Below are 21046 nucleotides of genomic sequence, written 5' to 3'. Positions count from 1 at the left end.
ATGTCCGCACTGTCGACCACTCCCGTCACTCCCGCCGGTCCCACTGAGCCGGCCGGGCCCGCCGCTGGTCCCGTCGCTGGTTCCGCCGATTCCACGCGCCCGAGCGCGCAGGCCGGGACCCGGCCCCGTGAGCACCGCTACGACATCGATCTGCTCCGCGTCCTCGCCTCGGTCGGTGTCATCGTCTGCCACTCCGCCGCCGAGTTGATGAACGCGGTCCACCGGACCCCCGGTGAGGGCCGTGCCGTCTACTGGACCGCGCTGGTCGCCGACGGCCTCAGCCGCTGCGCCGTGCCGCTGTTCTTCGCCATGGCGGGCTGGGTCGTGCTGTCCGGGGCGCCGCCCCGGGACAGCAGGCAGATCCGGACGCGGCTGACGCGCATCGTGGTGCCGTTCGCGGTATGGACGGTCCTGTACCTGCTCTGGGAGCGGGTGCGGGGGGTGAACGCCGACCCGACGCGGAAGGTCGCCTTCGAGGCGCTCTTCGGCTCCGTCCAGCCCGCCTTCCACTTGTGGTACCTGTACTCCTACGTGCCGGTGATCCTGCTGCTGTCGGTCGTCGTGCTGATCCGGGCCGGCAAACGGCCGTGGGGACCGGCCGCGGTGCTGCTCGCGCTGACCCTCGTCCCGGCCCTGCTGGGCGACGCCCGTACCGTTTTCGGCCTCGACCTGCCGCGGTCCGCCTGGAACTTCGGCGCCTACCAGGTCGCCTACGCGATCGCCGGCGCCCTGCTGCTCTCGCTCCCGGCGACGGCCTCCACCGGCCGGCGGCGCCGGCTGCTCTGGCTCGGGGCGGCCGGCTGCGCCTGGGCAGCCACCGTCGCGCACGAGCACTACGTCCACTTCCCGGCGGCCTACGCGAGCCTCTTCGTCGCCCTGCTCGCCGGCACGCTGCTGATGGCGTTCAACCGCCTGACCGTCCCCGCCCGGCTGCGGCCCCACCTCACCCGGCTGGGCGGCGCCGCCTTCGGCGCCTACCTCGTCCACGTGGTCTTCCTCAAGGCGCTGTCCCCGCACCTGGTCTCCGCCGGCGCCGGCCCCCTGCGGGCACCCGCGGCCCTCGCGGCGCTCACCGTCGTCACGGTCGTGCTCTCCTTCGCCGCCAGCCTCGCCTGGGACCGCGCCCGCCTGGGCCGCGTCCTCGGCTGAGAGCGCGGCACGAACGGCCCGCGAACGACGACGGAGCCCCCGCCCGGCCGGGCGGGGGCTCCGTCATTTCTCGCGGCAGCTCGGGTCAGCTCGGGTCAGCTCGCGCGGACGACTTCCTGCGGCACGGGGTTCGCGGGTACGGCGGTCGGTACGGTCACGGGCCGCTGGGTGACCGGCGTCGGCGAGAACAGCCGGGTGACGGGCGGCTGGATCAGCGGCTTGAACAGGGTGCGGACGGGCTTGGACCCGAGCACCATCGACAGGGCCACGGCGCACAGCACCAGGCCCAGCTGCTCCAGCGGCTCGTCCACGCGCTTGATCAGGCCGTACTCCCGGGCCGGCATGATGAACAGCGGGTGCAGCAGGTAGATGGTGAAGCCGCCGGCGCCGAGCGTGGAGATCAGGGGCAGCCGCCCCCGCGGCACCACCCGCAGGAAGCACAGCACCAGGAACGCGGCCGAGGCGAGGATCGCCAGCCGGATCAGCCACGCCCACCGCATGGCCATGGGGTCCTCGGGCCGGTAGGCCTCGCTCATGGACAGCCAGGCACCGCTGATGTCGCGGTGCCACAGCCAGCCGACGACTCCGGCCACGAGAAGTCCCCCGACGGCGACCGGCAGGCTCCACCGGCTGGTGAACCAGCTCCGCAGGGAGCCCTGGCCGATCTTCCAGCCCAGGTAGAACAGCGGCAGGTAGACGATGGTCCGGCTGGCGGCGAACATCATCCCGAAATCGTCGATGTAGCCGACCGCGAGGGCCGCGCACGTGGTGATCACCAGCGGATAGCGCAACTGGACGACCAGGGGCAGCATCAGCCGCCAGAAGAACAGCGCCATCAGGAACCACAGGGTCCAGGGGAGCTGCGCGATGTGCAGCGTGAACTCGGCCCCGAGCCAGTACGCCTCCAGCGAGAACAGGACGCTGAACAGGAGCGCGGGGACGACGATGCTCTGCAGCACCGCGCGCAGCTGACGGGAGCCGAGCGGCCCGGCGCTGCTGAAGACACCGGCCAGGATCACGAAGGCGGGCACCCGCAGAGCCCAGGTGGACAGGTGCAGGGAGTGCAGCACGTGGTGCTGCGCCATGATGCTCCCCATCGTGTGGAGCGTGACGATCAGCGTGGCCGAGACGAACCGCGCGTTGTCCCACCACGGATCGCGGGACGGACCGGGCGTCGCGGCGGTCACGGGTCTACCGGATGGCTGCTCCATCGCAGTTGGCTCCTTGTTTCTGGCTTCTGTGGCCGGTCCGGCTTCGCTGCCGGCGGGCGGTGGAACTGGAGTACGTGGAACTGGAGTGCGGTGGGACAGGGAACAGAGGGGGCGTCATGTCATCGACACGACGCCCCCTCTGCGAACCGCGGACCCCCGGGGAGGGGGAAAGGCTCAGCCCATCAGGGTGTGCAGCTTCGCCACGTTCTCCTGAGTGACCTTCCACAGCGCCTCTTGGCGGCCGTGGACGTCGGCGACGGTCGCCTGGAGGTTGTTCAGCATGCCGATCGCGCGCTCGGACAGGACGGAGCCCAGCTCCCGGTCGTGGACCGAGACGCCCCACTCGGGGCGCTCGATGTCGGCCAGGAAGTACGCCATCTTCGGGTGCGAGATCAGGCTGATGATGGGCGTGCCGCAGCCGAACGGGATCATGCCCGCGTGGCCGCGCATGCCGATCACGAGCTTGGTGCGCGCGAAGGCGGTGCGGAGCTGGTCGGTGTCGAAGTCGTACATCGGCTCGACCGGCAGCGAGATGCCGTACTCGCGGCGGAGGTCGAAGACGAAGCGCTCGTCGTCCAGGGCGTGGGCGGCGTAGCGGACCTCGGCGTGCTTGCCGATGGCGCGGACGGCCGTGGCCATCTCCCGCAGGAAGTGGTCGTAGTCGTGGCCGAAGCGCAGCCCCGCGCGGTCGTAGGCGCAGTTGATGAGCACCGTGTCGTCGCGCCTGATCGGGTCCTGCCAGCCGGGGACCAGCTGACGGGAGACCGTGGTCGGGCACGGCTGGAAGATCACGCGGTCCTGCAGCTCCGAGGGGAGCATCGCGCGGACCTTCTCCACCGAACCGTGGTTGCGCAGGCCGAAGAAGGACGACTTGGAGACCAGCAGGCGCAGGCTCTCCTCGAAGCGACGTCGGGTGTACGACTGCCCGTCGAACGCGTTGTAGCCGACCGCGAAGACCGCCAGCGGGACGTCGATCTTCTCCAGCAGGTGGTCCGGCACGTTCCACTGCCAGGCGCTGTTGCCGTTCGGGGAGGTGTCCGGGATGAACAGGCCGCCGCCGCCGATGACCAGGCCGCGCCGCGCGTTGACCCGCTCCAGGGCCGCCTCGTCGAACAGCTTGTGGGCGTGGATGGAGTGCCAGGTGCGGTCGCCGGTGTCGGGGCCGAAGGACAGGCGGACCGTCTCGGGGAGGATCTTGTCGCCCGCGTTGCCCTGCCGGTCCATGTAGAACGCGACGTGGGCGATCTGCTCGGCCGCGTTGCCCGACTCGATCGGCTTGCGCGACTCCGGCCGGGAGCGCTCGTAGGCGATCCGGCAGGCGCGGTCGACGACGTCGGCGTTGAGGCCGGTGAGGGCGTACTGCAGGGAGCTGTCCTCGTCGCCGAGGATCCACGACATGTTCGCCAGCCGGCCGAAGACACGGGCGGAGGCGGGGGCGTGGGCACCGGCGAGCAGCAGGTGGGCCTCGGCCTCGGCGTAGCGCGAGGTGGCCATCAGGGCCGTGCCGAGCAGCTCGTGCAGGCGGGACTCCTGCGCCGGGATGCGGCTGCGGCTGAGGAGTTCCACCGTCTCCTCGTACCGGCTCTTGGCGAGGTACGCCTCGGCGACCTGGCGCAGCGGCTCGTAGTCGCCGCCCTCGTTGACGACCACGCCACGGCCGAAGTGGATCAGCAGGTCCGGGTGCTTCTCGCCGCGCAGGGCGAGGAACTCGCGGACGAAGTCGGCGTGGTTGAGCTCGTAGGCCTCCCATGCCTCCTGCGCCGTGGTGTAACCGGCCTCGCCGCCGTTCCACGGCTTGTGCCGGCCCGTGAAGTGCAGGATCGCGACGTCGTCGTCCACGGCGCGGTTGCCGGACAGGCGGCGCTTGACGAAGTTGTACTTGGCGTCGAGCTGGATGAACTTGCCGACCAGCAGCGCGTTGAGGATGCCCTGGTCGTGCTTGTCGAGCTCGTACGTGCCGGCGCGGCCGACCTCGTCGATCTGCGCGCAGAACTCGTCCGACAGGTATTCCTTCTGGATGACCAGCAGACCGCTGTTGAGCTTCGACTGGTCCAGCAGGAACTGCGGGACCGCGCCGACGCCGTGGCGCATCCGGAGCAGTTCGCTCAGGTCGCCCAGGACCACCATGTCGGTGTCGAGGGTGATGATCGTGTCGTAGTCGCGGATGCGGAAGACATCGAGAATGAAGTAGGCCTTGCGGACCAGGTAGTTCTCGGGGTCGCCCTTGACGAAGTCGTCGTACCGCTCGGGGACCACACGGCGCATGACGATGCGCGGGTGCAGCTTGCGGATCGCGGTGATCGAGGCCGGCTGCAGGTCGTCGTAGAGGACGATGAAGTCCTCGCAGATCGTCTGGTTGGTCAGGGCGAGGCTGCGCAGCAGGGTCAGGAAGCCCGGCAGGTAGTTCTCGTCGACATAGCTGGCGAAGGCGATGCGGCGCTTGCCGGTCAGCGTCTCGCTCCGCACTGCCGAAACCGGGAGAGGGGCGGCGGTCATCGGAGCGATATCCTCATTTCGGTCACTTCCTGGGCGCGGGCCATGACCCACTCCTTCTCCTCTGAATAGCCGTGCACCTTGGCGATCGGCAGCTTCATCGCTTCCTGCAGCCGGTAGGCACCGCTGTCGTAGAAGTCGAACCCGATGAGGTCGATCTTCGGGTTGACGTCCAGGAAGTCCAGCAGCCACAGCATGTTGAAACCGCTGGTGGGGATGGCCTTCCACTGGTCCTCGCCGACCTGGCCGATGTCGCGCAGCGGCCAGCGCAGCGTGCGGTCGCCGACGTAGCGCTGGGCGCCGGGGACGAGACGGCGGCGGACCGAGTTGCGCCACTGGTGGTGGCTGCCGCTGAAGATCAGCCGCGTCTCGACCTTCTTGTCCCAGTTGAAGTCGTGCATGTGGATCGTCGCGTGGATGTCGGTCTTGGTACCGGTGGCCGGCGCGTCGATCTTGAAGGAGTTGAAGCGGACGACGAGATCGTAGGAGTCGATCTCCTTGCCCATGGTGCTGTCGCCGACCCGCTGCGAGTTCGCGATCAGGCAGATGGTCTTGCCGGCGATCAGGTTGCGGAAGTCGCTGAGGCCGACGACCTGGGTGCCGGTCATCGCGGGGTCCGCGATCGGGTCGAGGTCCCGCAGGCGGCGGTCGTCGGCGTAGAGCTTGAACAGCTCGCGGGACTCGCCCGCGCGGCCCTTCTCCTGCTCCAGCCGGAAGTTGACGAGGTCGGCGACCGCGGCGCGCACCTGCGGGCCGGGGCGGTCCTGCTCGTCCATCGCGACGAGCGCGGCCACCAGGCGGGACTCCGCGCGCTCCCAGTCGCCGGCGTCCTTGAGGGCCAGGCCCTCGGACCACAGCTCGGTGTCGGCGCCGCGCAGACCCTGGGCGCCCGGGGTCTCCTTCTGCAGCAGGCGGATCGTGTCGCCCAGCCGCTCGCCGCTGTCCTTGAGCTTGCTGATCCGGCCGGCGACACCGAGGTCGTCCTTGGCGGTCAGCGCCAGGTAGCGCTCGTACGCCTCGACGGTGGCGGCGTCGTCGCCGATCGCCTCCATCGTGCGCGCGCGCAGCCGCCAGCCCGCCCGGGACTGCTTGCGGATGCCGAGCACGCAGTCCGTGATGCGCAGCGCGAGCCGCAGTTCGTCACCGCCGCGGACGTCGATGGCCTTGTGACCGACCTCCAGCAGCGCGTCGAAGAGCTCCGGGTTCGACTTGGGCCACGTGCTCTTGGAGCCCGCGATCGCCGCCGCGTTCCCCGCGTCGGTCATCGCCGCGGCGTAGACGGACAGCAGTTCCCGGATGGTCTCGCCGAGCTGGATCTTCTTGTAGTCCAGGTTCTTGACGAGCTTGCCCCCGTGCACGGCACAGGACCGGACGCATTCCGCGACGGAAACGGATGCGATCGGACCGTCCGCCCCCGCGGCACCGTCCAATCTTTTCTCGAGCCATCCAGCCCGGATCTTGACCATGCTGCTCCCAACAATGACACGGCCGCTGGGGGAGAACTGGATGGCTTTCCCGCGCGGATCTACTGGCAGCCGCCTGCGCGGACGCATGGTGAACACACGAGCGGCACGCGAGCGGAGCTGATCACGATAGGGACCGGATGTGACGTCCAAGTGAACACGGCTCTACATGGACGCGAACGGGGCTTCCCGGGCATGCATCGAACGGGACCCGGCCGCCGGTCCGGCCGGGGGTCCGGCCGCAGGTCGGGACGGGTGCCGGGGGGCGGGCAGGTCCGGATGGTGTGAGTTTGGCACCCGTATGCCGTCCGTTAACCTCTCCGCAGGGACCCCGATGCCTCGAGTGGATCTAGTCCGATAAGCTTGCCTTCCGGCGGGAAACCGGAGGGCCGGATTTCCGTGCATGGCCTCGAGATCGTCTGGATTCCCAGGTGCCCAAACTGTCGGTAATCGTACCGTTCCGCAATATTCAGGCATTCGCGCACGACATGTTGTGCGGCCTTGCCAACAACGCGGGAGCGGACACCGAGTTCCTTCTCGTCGACGATCAATCGACGGACGGGACGCCGGAGATCCTCGACCACTGGAAGCGGCGGCTGCCGCGCATGACGGTGATCCGGCACGAGCAGAACAAGGGCATCGCCCAGGCCCGCAACACCGGCATCGACGCCGCCACCGGGGACTACCTGACCTTCCTCGACGGCGACGACTGGTACGACCGCGGCTACCTGGACAAGCTGGTCGCCGGCATCGAGGGCCTCGGCTGCGACTTCGTGCGCACCGGCCACATCAAGGCCACCGGCCGCGAGCGCGTCGTCCACCGCCCCCCGGCGAAGGTCTGGGACACCGTGCTGCACCCGCGCGACGCGATCGCGCCGCCGCACGTGGAGACCATGGTCGACTACCCCTTCGTATGGGCCGGGATCTACCACCGCCGGCTCTTCGCGGACGGCGCGATGCGCTACAGCACCAGCCTGCGCACCGCCGAGGACCGCGAGTGGGTCTGGCGGCTGCACCTGACGGCCGAGTCCTTCGCCGTCATCCGCCCGATCGGCGTCTTCTACCGGCGCGGGGTGAGCAATTCGCTCACGCAGATCAGCGACGGCCGCCAGCTGGACTTCATACCCGCGCACGACGCGATCATGGACGACGTGCTGGGCGACCGGGAGGCCGAGCGCTTCCTGCCGAAGATCGTCCGCACGTACTGCGCGCTCATCGCGTTCCACATGTCCAACGCCCGCCGCTACGACTCCGAGACCAGCCGCGAGCTGAAGCGCCGCTCCGCCGCCGTCCTGGGCCGTATGCCCCAGGAGGTGCTGGACCGCACCCTCACGGAGATGGACGAGCAGCGCGCCGACCTGCTGCGCCGGCTGCGCGCCGACGCGCGGAAGGCGGCCTGACGATGGACGGCGAGCGCATGAACCACGACCGGAACCACGACCGGGTCCAGATCTTCGAGGCCTCCACCCTCTACGGCGCCGCGACGCTGGCCGCCGCGCTGGACGCCGGCCTCTTCGGCCCGCACGCCGGCACCCGCCGCATCCTGCTGGTCAGCAACAACGCCTCGGTGCCCGAGTCGGCCGTCCAGCTCTCCGAGATGTACGGCTACGAGCGCATCGCCTCCCGCTTCGACGAGGTCATCTCCTGGAACGCGGTGATCCACCCGCACCACCCGAGCGAGTGGGCGCCCGAGGAGGACGAGAGTCCCATCTGGCAGCGGCTGTTCCGGCACGCCTGGGGCCTGGGCGACGCCCCGGTCGAGCTCGCGGTGGAGTCGATCCAGGTCAACCCGGCGCAGGCGCTGGTCACGATCTTCGCCGAGAGCGTCATCCACGTGTACGCGGACGGCCTGATGAGCTACGGCCCCACCCGCGAGAAGCTGGCCGGGCCGCTCGGCAGCCGCGTCCAGCGCGTCCTGCACCTCGACCTGGTCCCCGGACTGCGCCCGCTGCTGCTCACCGAGACCGGCGCCGAGCCCGAACTCGTCCCGGACGACGCCTTCACCGCCGTGCTCAAGGAGATCGCCGTCGAGGCCGCGGACGACCCCCGGCTCACCGCGCTCGCCGACGAGCCGCCCACCGCGGTGCTCCTGGGCCAGTACCTCGCCGCCCTGCGCATCCTCTCCGCGCAGGAGGAAGAGGAACTGCACGTCACCATGTTGCGCGGCGCCATCGCCGCCGGGCACCGCTCGATCGTCTTCAAGCCGCACCCCACCGCCCCTGCCAGCTACTCGCGGGCGCTGGACGAGGTGGCCGCGGCCGAGGGCGTGCGGCTGCGCGTCCTGGACGGTCCGCTGCTCGCCGAGACGCTCTACGAGAGCTGCCGGCCGAGCCTGGTCGTCGGCTGCTTCTCCACGGCGATGCTGACCGCGCGCGCCTACTTCGGCGTGGCGATCGCCCGTACCGGCACCCGCCTGGTGCTGGACCGGCTGACGCCGTACCAGAACAGCAACCGCATGCCGCTCACCATCGTCGACCACCTCGTGCCCGACGTCGCCGTCCCCGGCGCGAAGGGCGGCGACGCCGCGGAACTGCCCGCGCTGGTGCGGACGGTGGGCTTCTGCATGCAGCCCAAGATGCACCCCGGGATGCGCGCGGAGGCGGCCGCGTGGCTGCGGGCGAACATCGGCCCGGACACCGAGTACTACTTCCGGCGCCGCCGGCTCACCTCCCTGCGCCTGCCCGGCGGGGACCCGCTCAGCACCGCCCAGCGACTGAAGGGCAACGCCACGGTGCGCCGCGTGGTGCGCGCGGCGCGACGGCGGCTGCGGGCCTGACCCGGCGGCCGGTCGCGGGCGGCCCGCCGCCGTGAACGCCCGTCAGGGCCGGTGTCCTCCCCGGTGAGGACACCGGCCCTTTTTCTTCTTCTCCCGTCCTTCACAGGTGAGTCGGCGCTGCTGGGCCGGTCCCGCGAAGCCTGATTGCGACGTCAAAATCTGTCCAAGACGGGCAAAGAATTGGACAAGGAAATAAGTGTGTACCGGTAAGCAATCGGTCAGGTTCGGTAACGGGAAGTCAAGGTCGATTCAAGATCGTTCTGCGGCTCTGTCCACAGGATGTTCACAGCGGGCAGGGTCAACCCGTTTGTGTCCCCTGACTCATGGAGTCGAGCCGTGCGCATCCGGCCTGTTCGCCGCTTCCGCTCATCACGTCGCACCTACCGGGCTCGCCGCCCCGTGGCGCTGCTCGTCCTGACGGCTCTTGCGCTCGTGCTGACGACCCAACAGGCAGTGGCCGACGGCGTGGAGTTGGGTGCCGTCTCGATGCCGAACTTCGCCTCGGTGCTGTCCTGGTTCAAGGACCCGCACTGGGGCAGGCTGCCCCAGCAGCGGTCCGGTACCGCGGCGGGGCACAAGCACCGCGTTCCGGCATCGGCCACCGCCGCGCACCGCGGCGCCGGGCACGCACCGGGCAAGGGTCGCGGCGAACTCGCCGCCTACCACCCCCATGCGAAGACGGTGAAGTCCGGCCTGAGCCGTACGGTGACGGGCTTCTCGGCCAAGACGAGCCGGCGGGACGCCGCGAAGTCCAACGAGACCTCCACCGTGTACGACAACGCGGACGGCTCGTTCACCCGCTCCGTCTCCCAGGGGCGGATCAACTACCGGGACTCCTTCGGCACCTGGCGCCCCATCGACACGGGGCTGCGCGCCGGGTCGGACGGGCGCTGGCACGAGAAGGCCAACTCCCTCACGGTGGACTTCGCACCCAGCGCCGCGGATCCCGCGCTGGCCTCCTTCGACGTGGACGGCAAGCACGGTCTGTCCTACGAACTGCGCGGCGCCGCAAAGGTTCCCGCCACGGTGAACGGTTCGAGGACGACCTACAAGAACATCCTGCCAGACACGGATGTGACACTGGCGCCGCTGACCACGGGGCTGAAGGAAGCCATCGTGCTGCACTCGGCGAAGGCCGCCAACTCCTGGGTGTTCCCCCTGAAGCTGAAGGGGCTGCGCCCGGTCGCCGCCGACGGCGGCGGGATCGACCTGGTGAACTCCGCCGGGAAGACGGTCGAGACGATCCCCCCGGCCTACGCCTACGACTCCAAGGTGGACCCCCGCTCGGGTGATCCGGCCACCACCCACGCGGTGACCTACCGCCTGTCCAAGGCCGCCGACAGGTCCGAGCTGACCGTGACGCTGGATCCGGCCTGGCTGCACTCCCCGGCCCGCGTCTTCCCGGTGACCGTGGACCCCACGATCTACCAGTGGTCGAACACCACCTACGCCGAGTCCAACAACGCGGGAGACCACTCGACCGAGCAGACGATCAAGGTCGGCTCCTACGACTCGGGCACGCACTCGGCGAACGGCTTCGAGGCCACCTGGTACAAGCCGTTCGACGGCTCCAATGTCACAGTGACCGCGGCCTCCATGTCGCTGTTCGACACCTGGGCCTCCACCTGCACCGCGGAACGATTCGATGTCGCCCAGATCACCCAGTCCTGGTCGGCCTCCGCGGTGACCACCTACCCTGGCCCGAGCTACGGGGCGTCGATCGGCAACCTGACGCCGAACGTCCCCCACGCCTGCGCCAACACCGTTGCGGACCGCACCGTCGGCGACTGGGTGACCGTGCCGCTGAGCGCGAGCGCGATCCAGAAGTGGGCCAACGGCACCCAGGCGGACTACGGCGTCGCCCTGTACGCCTCGACCACGGACAACCTGCACTGGAAGCAGTTCGGCTCGGCCAACGACTCCGGGTACGAACCATCCCTCAGTTACACCTACACCGGCAACGCCGCGCCGGAGATGATCACGCAGTACCCGAGCAACAACGCCACCGCCTCGACCCTGACCCCCGAGCTGGAGGCGGCGGCCCTCGACGACGGTGCCCCCAACGCCGCCCTGAAGTACGACTTCAAGGTCTACGACACGGCGGGGACCCTGGTCAGCGACTCGGGCCTGGTCACCTCCGCCGACTGGACGGTTCCGGCCGGCAAGCTCAAGTGGGGCCAGACCTACGAGTGGGCGGTCCAGGCCTACGACGGCGCGCTCTACTCGGACGTCGACTCCTGGTCCGCGCTCACCGTGCAGGTGCCCCAGCCCCTCATCACCTCGTCGCTGTCGCAGAACAGCAGTGACCACGGCTTCGACGCCTCGATCGGGAACTACACCACGTCGGACACCGACGCCAGCATCTCGACTGTCGGCCCGAGCCTGGACGTCGAGCGCGACTACAACTCCCGCGACCCGCGCTGGACGGGTGCCTTCGGCGCCGGCTGGTCCTCCATATTCGACGCCCGCGCGACCGAGGTGACGACCGGCTCCGCCGTGACCAGTGTCAACGTCACCTACCCGGACGGCTCCCAGGTCGGTTACGGCAAGAACAGCGACGGCACCTTCTCACCGCCGTCGGGGCGCTTCGCCACCTTCAAGACCGTCACCGGCGGCGGGTACACGCTGACGGACAAGGACGACACCACCTACACCTTCACGCAGCCCCTGGGCTCCGGCGCCTACGGCATCAACTCCGTTACCGACGCCAACGGCAGGGCGGTCACCTTCGCCTGGTCCGGCGGCCATGTCACCACGATGACCTCGGCCGTCTCCACCCGCGCCCTGCACCTGAACTGGTCCACCCCCAGCGGGGCGAGCGCCGCCCACGTGTCGACCGTCTTCACCGACCCGGTCAAGGGCACCGACCAGAACACCGACCTGACCTGGAAGTACGGCTACACCGGCGACCAGCTCATGTCGGTGTGCGCGCCGAACTCCTACACCGCCTGCACCACGTACGGCTACACCGCCGGATCGCAGTTCCAGAACGCCGCCATGGACCTGGACCCGCACTCGCTGTGGCCGCTGTCCGAGGCGTCCGGCACCACCGCGAAGGACGCGGTACTGGCCAACCGGGGCACGACGAACGCCACCTACAGCAACATCACCTACGGTCAGCCGGGTCCGCTGGCCGGCGGTTCCGCCACCGCGGCCGGGTTCAACGGCACATCCTCGTCGGTGCAGCTGCCCAGCGACCTGGCGTCCGCCGCCACCTCGGTCTCCGTCTCCCTGTGGTTCAAGACCGCGACCGCACCGGGCGTGCTGTACTCCTACTCCGACTCGTCGATGGACAACGCGACCACCTCGGGGCAGTACACGCCCTCGATGTACATCGGCTCCGACGGCAAGCTCAACGCGGAGTTCTGGTACGCGGGCGGCGTCGCCCCGATCGTCACGACGGCCTCGGTGGCCGACGGCAAGTGGCACCACGCGGTGCTCTCCGGCGCGGGCAACTCCCAGACCCTGTACCTCGACGGAGCGGCCGTCGGCAGCAAGAGCGGTTCCATCTCGGTGGGCGGCGGCTTCTCCACCTTCCTGCAGTCCCACGACTACCTGGGCGCGGGATTCCTGGGCGGCGGCTGGCCTGACGAGCCGCACGCCAGCACGACCAGCAACACCGGCTACGCGACATACCTCAACGGTTCGATCGCCGACGCCGCGGTGTACGACCAGGCGCTGGGCCTGTCGGACGTGAACGCCCTCTACAAGGCCGGCACGCGCTCCGCGAGCCTGCTCAGCTCCATCACCCGCCCGTCGGGCAAGGCGTACGCGGCCATGACGTACGACCCCGGCACCACCACCCTCACCCAGCTCACCGACGAGAACGGCGGTGTGTGGAAGCTCGGCGCCCCGACCGTCACCGGTTCGAGCCAGACCTACCGCGGTGCGGTCCTCGGTGCGGCGCCCTCCGGCTACTTCCGGCTGGGCGAGGCCGCGGGCGCCGCCACCGCCTTCGACGAGGTCCGCGGCGGCAACGGCACCTACAACGCGGTCACCCTCGGTGCCGCCGGCCCCTTCACCGACCAGAAGGCCGCCACGTTCAACGGCACCACCTCCTATGTCGAGGTGCCCGCCGGCACACTGCACGCCACCAGCAACCGCAGCATCGAACTGTGGTTCAAGACCCAGAACCAGGGCGTCCTGATCGGCGACCAGTCCGTGCCCGTAGCCGGCGCCACCGTCGCGTCAGGCAGCTGGACGCCGCTGCTGTACATCGGCACCGACAACAAGCTGCACGGCCACTTCTACGCCGGCAGCGGCTCGGGAGGCGCCGCCTTCGGTTCGACCGGAACGGTCACCAACAACGCCTGGCACCACGTCGCGCTCACCGTGTCCGGCAGTACCCAGACGCTGTACCTGGACGGCACCCAGCAGGCCACGTACACCGGCGCCCCCAACGACCAGTCCAACAGCCACCTCTACATCGGCGCCGGCTTCGCCAAGAGCTGGATCAACGCGCCCGCGGAGGTCAGCCACTTCACCGGCTCCATCGCCGACGTCGCCTTCTACCACTCCGCGCTCACCGCGCAGGACGTCAACGCCCACATGGAGGCCGCGAAGAACTCGACCGGCCTGCTGCCGGTGGAGACGGTCAAGGTGACGTCCCCGACGAAGTCGACGCTCACCTACACCTACGACGTCACCAATGGCAACCGCGCCCTCACCGAGACCGACGGGCTCGGACACAAGACCAGTTTCGGTTACGACACCAGCGGGTTCGAGCACACCGTCACCGACGCCAACGGTGTGCAAACGGTCACCGGTCACGACGTGCGCGGCAATGTGGTCTCCTCCACCACCTGCCAGGACCAGGCGGCCAACCACTGCTCGACCGAGTACTACTCCTACTACCCGGACGACACCACGGCGCAGCTGACCACCGCCGACCCGCGCAACGACCAGCTGCTCACCGAGCGGGACGGCCGCTCCTCCTCCGCCACCGACACCAGGTACCTCACGTCCTACGGGTACGACACGGCCGGCAACCAGACCACCATCACCGGCCCCGCCGTGCCCGGATTCCCCGACGGCCGCACCACCCAGACCGTCTTCAGCGACGGCACCGCCACCTACCCGTCCGCCGACGGGGGTGTGGTGCCCAAGGGCCTGCCGGTCAGGACGGTCAGCCCCGGCGGCGCGATCAACTCGGTCTCCTACTCCAAGAACGGCGACGTCGCCTCCACCACCGATGCCGCCGGCCTGGTGACCTCGTACACCTACGACGGAGTCGGCCAGGTACTCAGCCAGAAGGTCGTCTCCGACACCTACCCCGCGGGTCTGACCACCACCTACAAGTACGACGGTGACGGGCAGGTCGTGGAGGAGCACGACCCGCAGCTCACCGACCGGGTCACCGGGGCCACGCACTCCGCGGTCTCCACCACCGTCTACGACGACGACGGCAACGTCACCTCGCAGACCGTCGCCGACGGAAGCGGCGGCGACCACGCCAGGACCGAGACGCAGACCTACGACGCGTTCAACCGCGTCCTGACCCAGTCGGACGCCAACGCCGCCGAGGGCGCGCCGAACGGCAACACCACGACCTACTCGTACGACACCTCCGGCAACAAGACCAAGGAGGTGACGTCGGCGGGGATCGAGACCGACTACACGTACGACGACAACGGCAACCTGCTGACGCAGGGCGTGATGTACACCGGTGACCCGGTGAACCCGCAGACGCCCACCCTGCTCACCGAGTCCTCGCGCGCCTACGACCCGTCCGACCGGCTCGCGTCGGTGACCGACGCCATGGGCAACACGACCTCCTACACCTACACGGACGACGGTCTGACCGCCTCGGTGAAGCGCACGAGCGACGACGGCACGAGCACCTACGTCCTGGAGTCGGACTCCTACGACGCGGCCGGGAACCTGCTGTCGTCCACCACCGACAACGGCGAGACGGTCAGCAACTACGCGGTGGACGCGGCGTCCCGGACCACCTCCACCACGGTCGACCCGACCGGTGTCGACCGGGTCACCACGGTCTCGTACACCCCGGACGACGAGATCGCCTCGGAGAACGACCACGACTCCTCGGGCTGGGACCGCACCACCACCACGACCTATGACGGCATGGGCAATGTCCTCAGCGAGACGCTCTACGGGGACGCCTCGGGGCACCCGGCCGGCTGGTGGAAGCTGAACCAGACCACCGGCACCCGGATCACCGACGCCTCCGGCACCGGGAACACGGCGACCGCGGGAACGGGCGTGACCTGGTCCGACGACGCCGCCAAGTTCTCCGGCACCGGCGGGATCATCGCCACCAACGGCCCGGTCCTGGACACGACCGCCTCGTACACCGTGTCCGCCTGGGTCAACCTCACGGACACCTCCACCTTCCGGACCTTCGTCGGCCAGGGCGGCACCAACCGGGCCTCCTTCTACCTGCAGTACGACAAGACCTCGAACGTCTACCGCTTCCACGTCGCCAGTGAGGACGCCGCCTCGCCGGCCGCCTTTCACGACGCCGCCGCGACCGCGGCCCCGACGCTCAACACCTGGACGCACCTGGTCGGCGTGTTCGACGCCACCACCGGGGCGATGCGGCTGTACGTGAACGGCGCCCTCGCGGGCTCGGACACCAACCCCACGCCGTGGACGGGGAACGGCCCGCTGTCGATCGGCGGTACGAAGACCGCCGGCGGCACGATCAACGACATCGTGGCCGGCTCGGTCGGCGACGTGCAGACCTACCAGCGCGCCCTGTCCGCCACCGAGATCAACTCCCTGTACGGCAAGGGGCGCACCGGCGGCACGGTCGGCTCCTCCGACGAGCAGACCACCACCTACGCGTACGACAAGCGCGGCCTGCCGACGTCCATGACCGACGCGGAGCACCACACGACCACCTACGCCTACGACGAGGCGGGCAACCTCGCGGTCACCACCATGCCCGCCGTCCAGGCGGAGACGGCCGGCACCGAACCGGTCACCGTGCACCCGGTCACCACCAGCGGCTTCAACACCTTCGGTGAGGGCGTCGAGGAGCAGGACCCCAACGGCCTGACCACGACCACGGCGTACGACGCCGACGGCAACAAGGTCTCCGAGACCCTGCCGCCGTACACCCCGGCGGGCGCCTCCACGCCCAACGCGGGCACCACGGTGTGGACGTACGACAGCGAGGGCAACCAGACCTCTGTCGTCACCCCCGGTTTGAAGAAGACCTCGTACCTGTACGACCAGCTGGGCGACGTCGCTCAGATCACGGAGCCCGACGGCACCAGGACGCACGCCATCTACTGGCCCAACGGCGAGCAGCGCTCGGTCACCGACGGCACCGGCGCGAGCACCGAGTCGACGTACGACTTCATGGGACGGCAGGTGACCTCCACCACGCTGGAGCGCTTCCCGTCGACCAAGGCGCTGACCACGACCAACTCCTACGCCGTCACCACCGGCAACCCGTACGGCGCCCACACCGCGTCGACCACGACACCGGGCGGCGTGACCACCTCGTACGGCTACAACCGGGCGGGCGACGTCGCATCGGTCACCGACGGAGCGGGCAACACCACCCGGTTCACCTACGACTTCCAGGGCAACCAGCAGAAGACGATCCTGCCGGACAACACCTGGACCGAGACCGACTTCAACGCCTCGGGCGACCCGACCTTCTCCAAGCAGTACGACGCCAACAACGTCCTGCTGGCCCAGACGTCGCAGACCTACGACGGCGTGGGCAACGTGGTCTCGGCGACCGACGCCAACAACCACACCACCCGCTTCACCTACGACGCCGCGGGCACCGTCACGCAGCAGATCGAGCCGGTCGACACCTCGACGTCGATCACCACGACCTTCGGCTACGACGCCGCGGGCAACCGCACCCGCTTCACCGACGGCCGCGGCAACTCCTGGCGCTACACGTACACCCCGTGGGGCCAGCAGCAGTCGGTGATCGAACCGACCACCGACCGCTACACCTCGGCGGCGGACTCGACGACGACCTTCGCCTACGACGCCGACGGGCAGATGACGACGGCGAACCTGCCGGGCGGCGTCACCACGTCGATGACCTACGACGACGCCGGGCAGCTCAAGACGATGTCCGGCCAGGGCGCGGACGCGGCGACCGCCAAGCGGAGCTTCGACTACGACGCGGACGGCCGGGTGCTCTCCGCGGACACCGACGCCGCAGGCATCGCCGGCCAGGACGACCACCAGAACGCCACGCACGACGCGTTCACCTACGACGACCGCGGTGACGTGCTGACGGCGACGGGTTCGGCGGACGCGTCCAGCTTCAGCTACAACAACGACGCCGCGATGCTCTCCCGGACCGACGCGGCGGGCACGACCTCGTACGGCTACGACTCCGCAGGCCGGCTCTCCTCGCTGGACGACGCGGCGACCGGCAACCACCTGACGTACACCTACGACCAGCTGAACGCGCTGAAGACGGTCAAGTACGGGGCCACCGGTCAGACCCGGACCTTCAGCTACAACAGCGCACACCAGCTGACCAACGACGTGATGGTTCAGGGCGCCTCGACGGTCGCGAGCTTCGGCTACGGCTACGACAAGAACGGCAACCTGACCTCGAAGACGACGGCCGGTGTGTCGGGCGCGTCGGCGAACTCCTACACCTACGACTGGTCGGACCGCCTGTCCTCGTGGACCAGCGGGAGCACCATCACCCAGTACGGCTACGACGCCTCGGGCAACCGCATCCGGTCGGGCGCCGACGTCTTCACCTACGACGCGCGTGACGAACTGACCTCGGACGGCACGCACAGCTACAACTACTCCGCGCGCGGCACGATGACCTCCGAGTCCTCGACCGCAGGCGGCACGGTGTCCTACCGGACGGACGCCTTCGGCGGCCAGATCACGGCCGGTTCGCAGGCCTACCTGCTGGACGCGATGGGCCGGAACATCACCGACACGGACACCTCGATCCAGGACGTCCGCACCTTCGCCTACTCCGGCGTCGGCAACACGATCGCGTCCGACGGCGACGACACATACAGTTACGACCCGGGCGGCGGCCTGGTCGGCGTCAAGCCGGCCGCGGGCGCCGGGGCACTGGCCCTGACCGACGTGCACAACGACGTGGTCGGCACCTTCACCTCGGGCGCGACCGCGCTCGCCGGGTCGGTCTCCTACGACCCGCTGGGCAAGGTGATCTCCCCGAGCACGATCGTGGGCCACCTCGGCTTCCAGTCGGGCTGGACCGAACCGGGCACGGGCGACGTCGGCACGGCGTCCCGCTGGTACGACCCGGACACGGGCGTCTTCCTCAACAAGGACAGCGTCTCCCTGGACGCGGTGCCGAACTCGGTTGCGGCGAACCCCTTCGCCTATGTCGACGACAACCCGCTGGCGGGAACCGACGAGTCCGGCAACTGTTCCTGGTACGACGCGGTCTGCGGGGCGAAGAAGGCCGCGCACGTGGTCAAGCACACCGTCAAGCACGTGGCGCACAAGGTCTACCACGCGGCAAAGCACGTGGCGAAGAAGGTCGTCCACGCGGTCAAGCACGCGGCCCACAAGGTGGTCCACCAGGTCCGCGACGTCTACCACGCCACGGTCCGGGTCACCCGGCGCGTCTACCACTACACCGCGCGGAAGGTCAAACGGGTCTACCACGCGGCGGTCCATGCGGTGCATACGGCGTACCACAAGGCCTCACACGTGGCGCACCGCGTGGTCCACGCGGCGAAGAAGACGGTGAAGAAGGCCGCCAAGGCGGTCGCGCACGCCACACGCACCGCATACCACGCCACGGTCAAGGCGGCGAAGACGGCGACGAAGTTCGCCAAGAACCACGCTGCCGCGATCACCTCCTTCGTCGTCTCCACCGCGGTCTTCGCCGGGTGCGAGGCACTGACGGCGGGCGTTGGCTCCATCGGCTGCGCCGCGGCCGCGGGCGCCGCCGGCTCCCTGGTGGAGCAGGGCTTCGCCTGCGCCCAGCAGGGCGGCGACGCGTGCAGCGCCGGCGCCTTCGCGACCTCCGCCCTCACCGGCGCGGCCGCGGGCGCCCTGGGCGGCGTCCTCGGCAAGATCGGCGGCTCGCTGCTGGCCAAGGCCGCCCCGAAGGCGATGAAGGTCGTCGGCGGCCTGTTCGGCAAGGGCGCGACGGAGGCGGAAGAGACGGCCGCGACGGATGCGACGGAAGCCGCGACAGCGCGGGCGGAATCGGAGGGCGCGGGGTCGCGATCCGAGTCCGGAGGCAGCTGCCCGATACCCCACAGCTTCACCGGCGCGACCCGGGTCCTGATGGCTGACGGCACCACCAAGGCCATTGACCACATCAAGGTCGGCGACGTGATCGCCAACTCCGTGCCTGGAGTTGCGGGCACGGAAGCCCACCAGGTCACGGCGGTCATCGTCACCCACACCGACCACGACTTCGTCGACGTGGCGATCAAGAAGGCAGGCGCCGGCAAGGCCAAGGTCGGCGCGAAGTCCCTGGCCAAGAAGGCCGCCCGCAAGGCGGCGTTCGGCCTCGCGGCCTCGGCCGCGATCCTGGCCGCCCTCTCCGGCGGGCACGGTCAGCAATCGGCCTCGGCACCTGTCGCCGCGGTCAGCGAGGCAACGGCCGCTGGGACCGCCGAGTCCGCGCACCTGACCACCACGTTCCATCACCCCTTCTACGACCGGACCCAGTCGGCGTTCGTGGAGGCCAAGGACCTCCGCGCCGGCGACGTCCTCCAGACCCCGACCGGCACTGCCGAGGTCACCGGTGTCCGCCTCTACCAGGCGAACACCACGACGTACGACCTCACCATCGGTACCCTCCACACGTACTATGTGGAGGCCGGGGACGCGCTCGTCCTCGTCCACAACTGCAACGGGTCATCGACCGCCGACCCGACGCACTTGCAAGCTCGTGTGGATGCTGCGACCAAGAAACTTGGTGCGGGAGCGCGCTGGAAGACGGTGGGCGGGCTTCACGTGCCGGAGGGCGATGGTCTCGACCTGTTCGCGGTTGGTGCTAGAAGTGAGATCACTGATGCCCAGATAGCACTCACGGATGAGGAAGATGAAGCGATTCGCATCTACCCCCGGCTGCCCAAAAAGACGGATGCACCGCTGATCGTGGGCCATAACCACGCTGAAGGAAAACTGCTGACGGAAGCCGTCAACCTGCGGGTAACGCCGCAGTTGCTGATCGCGAGTAACGACTTCTGCGACGAGTTTTGTGCGCCGTTGATCGAGAGGCTCGGCGGCAAGATCGTGACACCAAGAATGGCTAAGTGGTAGTAGAGTGAGCGCGCGGCCTCGATTGGTTCGCGCGCTCGCCCTTGATTGATTGGCGGAAAATGGCAGGCCAAAATCCATCTCAGGATCGGGCTGTTGCGGAACGCTGGTTCTCGACGGCTGTGGCGACTCGAGTCAATTCCGTGATTTCGGTCTTCTTTGAGAGCTTCTACAAGCAAGCGGACTCGTTCGCTGCCGTGCAGGCGGTGGAATCTGCCTGGCGAGAGGTGGGAGCGGAGCCTGAAGTGGAATTTCAGTTGGAATCCATTCCTCTGGTGAGTCGCCTTGAAGAAAAGGCTACGGCTGCGGAGAAGGCCTGCAGTGGAGCCGTGCGTTCGGCTCTGGAAGCCGCCAGGTTGGTGGCCTCATACCATCGTGACTCTGATTCTCGTGTTGCCGAAGTGGTTGCGTCGGCATTCACTGTGGCGCTTGAGTTCGACCGCCATCAGATTGAACCGCCAAATGAGAGTTCCAGTTGGTTTTCCTTCGAGGGTCGAGGGCAGATCGATCTCGCCGACCGTGTTTTGTTTGGCGGTGCTCGCCTGGACCCTCCGATGCAGTACGAGTTGCGATTCAAGGCCGGTGAAGATTCAATGGCGTACCGGCGGGCCTTGAAGAAATGGATTGCCGCCGACCGGTGACGGGCGGCTCCGAAAAATCGAACGGACCGGCGCCCGGCTTACTGGATACTTCAGGCTGCACCGCCACTGTGTGCGGGATTTTTGGATTTTCGG

At 68.9% G+C, this 21046-nt stretch carries 8 protein-coding genes; 5 read left to right on the top strand and 3 right to left on the bottom strand.

Annotated features, from left to right (window positions below; all coding sequences use genetic code 11):
- Positions 1-1149: an acyltransferase gene (locus ACFWVC_RS24615; RefSeq protein WP_384290039.1), complete on the top strand. Its 1149-nt coding sequence runs from the start codon at positions 1-3 to the stop codon at positions 1147-1149.
- 95 nt (positions 1150-1244) lie between these two features.
- Here the strand turns inward: ACFWVC_RS24615 and ACFWVC_RS24610 are convergent, their stop codons facing one another.
- The 3 genes from ACFWVC_RS24610 to ACFWVC_RS24600 all read right to left on the bottom strand — a co-directional run bounded on the left by ACFWVC_RS24610 (position 1245) and on the right by ACFWVC_RS24600 (position 6211).
- Positions 1245-2360 (bottom strand): acyltransferase family protein, encoded by a 1116-nt coding sequence (locus ACFWVC_RS24610; RefSeq protein WP_384290036.1) that lies wholly within the window; start codon positions 2358-2360, stop codon positions 1245-1247.
- 174 nt (positions 2361-2534) lie between these two features.
- Positions 2535-4856: a glycosyltransferase gene (locus ACFWVC_RS24605; protein WP_384290032.1), complete on the bottom strand. Its 2322-nt coding sequence runs from the start codon at positions 4854-4856 to the stop codon at positions 2535-2537.
- A complete protein-coding gene (locus ACFWVC_RS24600; protein ID WP_384290029.1) occupies positions 4853-6211 on the bottom strand; it encodes a hypothetical protein in 1359 nt (452 codons plus the stop codon). Before ACFWVC_RS24600 ends, ACFWVC_RS24605 begins: the two co-directional genes overlap by 4 nt.
- A gap of 536 nt (positions 6212-6747) precedes the next feature.
- Between ACFWVC_RS24600 and ACFWVC_RS24595 the strand changes: the two genes are divergently transcribed.
- The 4 genes from ACFWVC_RS24595 to ACFWVC_RS24580 all read left to right on the top strand — a co-directional run bounded on the left by ACFWVC_RS24595 (position 6748) and on the right by ACFWVC_RS24580 (position 20953).
- Positions 6748-7716: a glycosyltransferase family 2 protein gene (locus ACFWVC_RS24595; RefSeq protein ID WP_384290026.1), complete on the top strand. Its 969-nt coding sequence runs from the start codon at positions 6748-6750 to the stop codon at positions 7714-7716.
- A 2-nt stretch (positions 7717-7718) separates the two neighbouring features.
- Positions 7719-9092 (top strand): polysialyltransferase family glycosyltransferase, encoded by a 1374-nt coding sequence (locus ACFWVC_RS24590; protein WP_384290023.1) that lies wholly within the window; start codon positions 7719-7721, stop codon positions 9090-9092.
- 432 nt (positions 9093-9524) lie between these two features.
- Positions 9525-20315, top strand: a complete 10791-nt coding sequence (locus tag ACFWVC_RS24585) for a LamG-like jellyroll fold domain-containing protein (RefSeq protein ID WP_384290021.1) — start codon at positions 9525-9527, stop codon at positions 20313-20315.
- Positions 20316-20455: 140 nt separating this feature from the next.
- Positions 20456-20953: a hypothetical protein gene (locus ACFWVC_RS24580; RefSeq protein WP_384290018.1), complete on the top strand. Its 498-nt coding sequence runs from the start codon at positions 20456-20458 to the stop codon at positions 20951-20953.
- The last annotated feature ends 93 nt before the right edge of the window (positions 20954-21046 follow it).

The organism is Streptomyces sp. NPDC058691 (assembly GCF_042714775.1).
Classification (GTDB): Bacteria; Actinomycetota; Actinomycetes; order Streptomycetales; family Streptomycetaceae; genus Actinacidiphila.
Note: the sequence above shows the minus strand (reverse complement) of the source record. Positions and strands in the feature narration are given on the sequence as shown.

Coding starts and splice junctions, on each gene's coding strand:
- ACFWVC_RS24615 (WP_384290039.1), top strand. CDS start 1: ATGTCCGCACTGTCGACCACTCCCGTCACTCCCGCCGGTCCCACTGAG.
- ACFWVC_RS24610 (WP_384290036.1), bottom strand. CDS start 2,360: ATGGAGCAGCCATCCGGTAGACCCGTGACCGCCGCGACGCCCGGTCCG.
- ACFWVC_RS24605 (WP_384290032.1), bottom strand. CDS start 4,856: ATGACCGCCGCCCCTCTCCCGGTTTCGGCAGTGCGGAGCGAGACGCTG.
- ACFWVC_RS24590 (WP_384290023.1), top strand. CDS start 7,719: ATGGACGGCGAGCGCATGAACCACGACCGGAACCACGACCGGGTCCAG.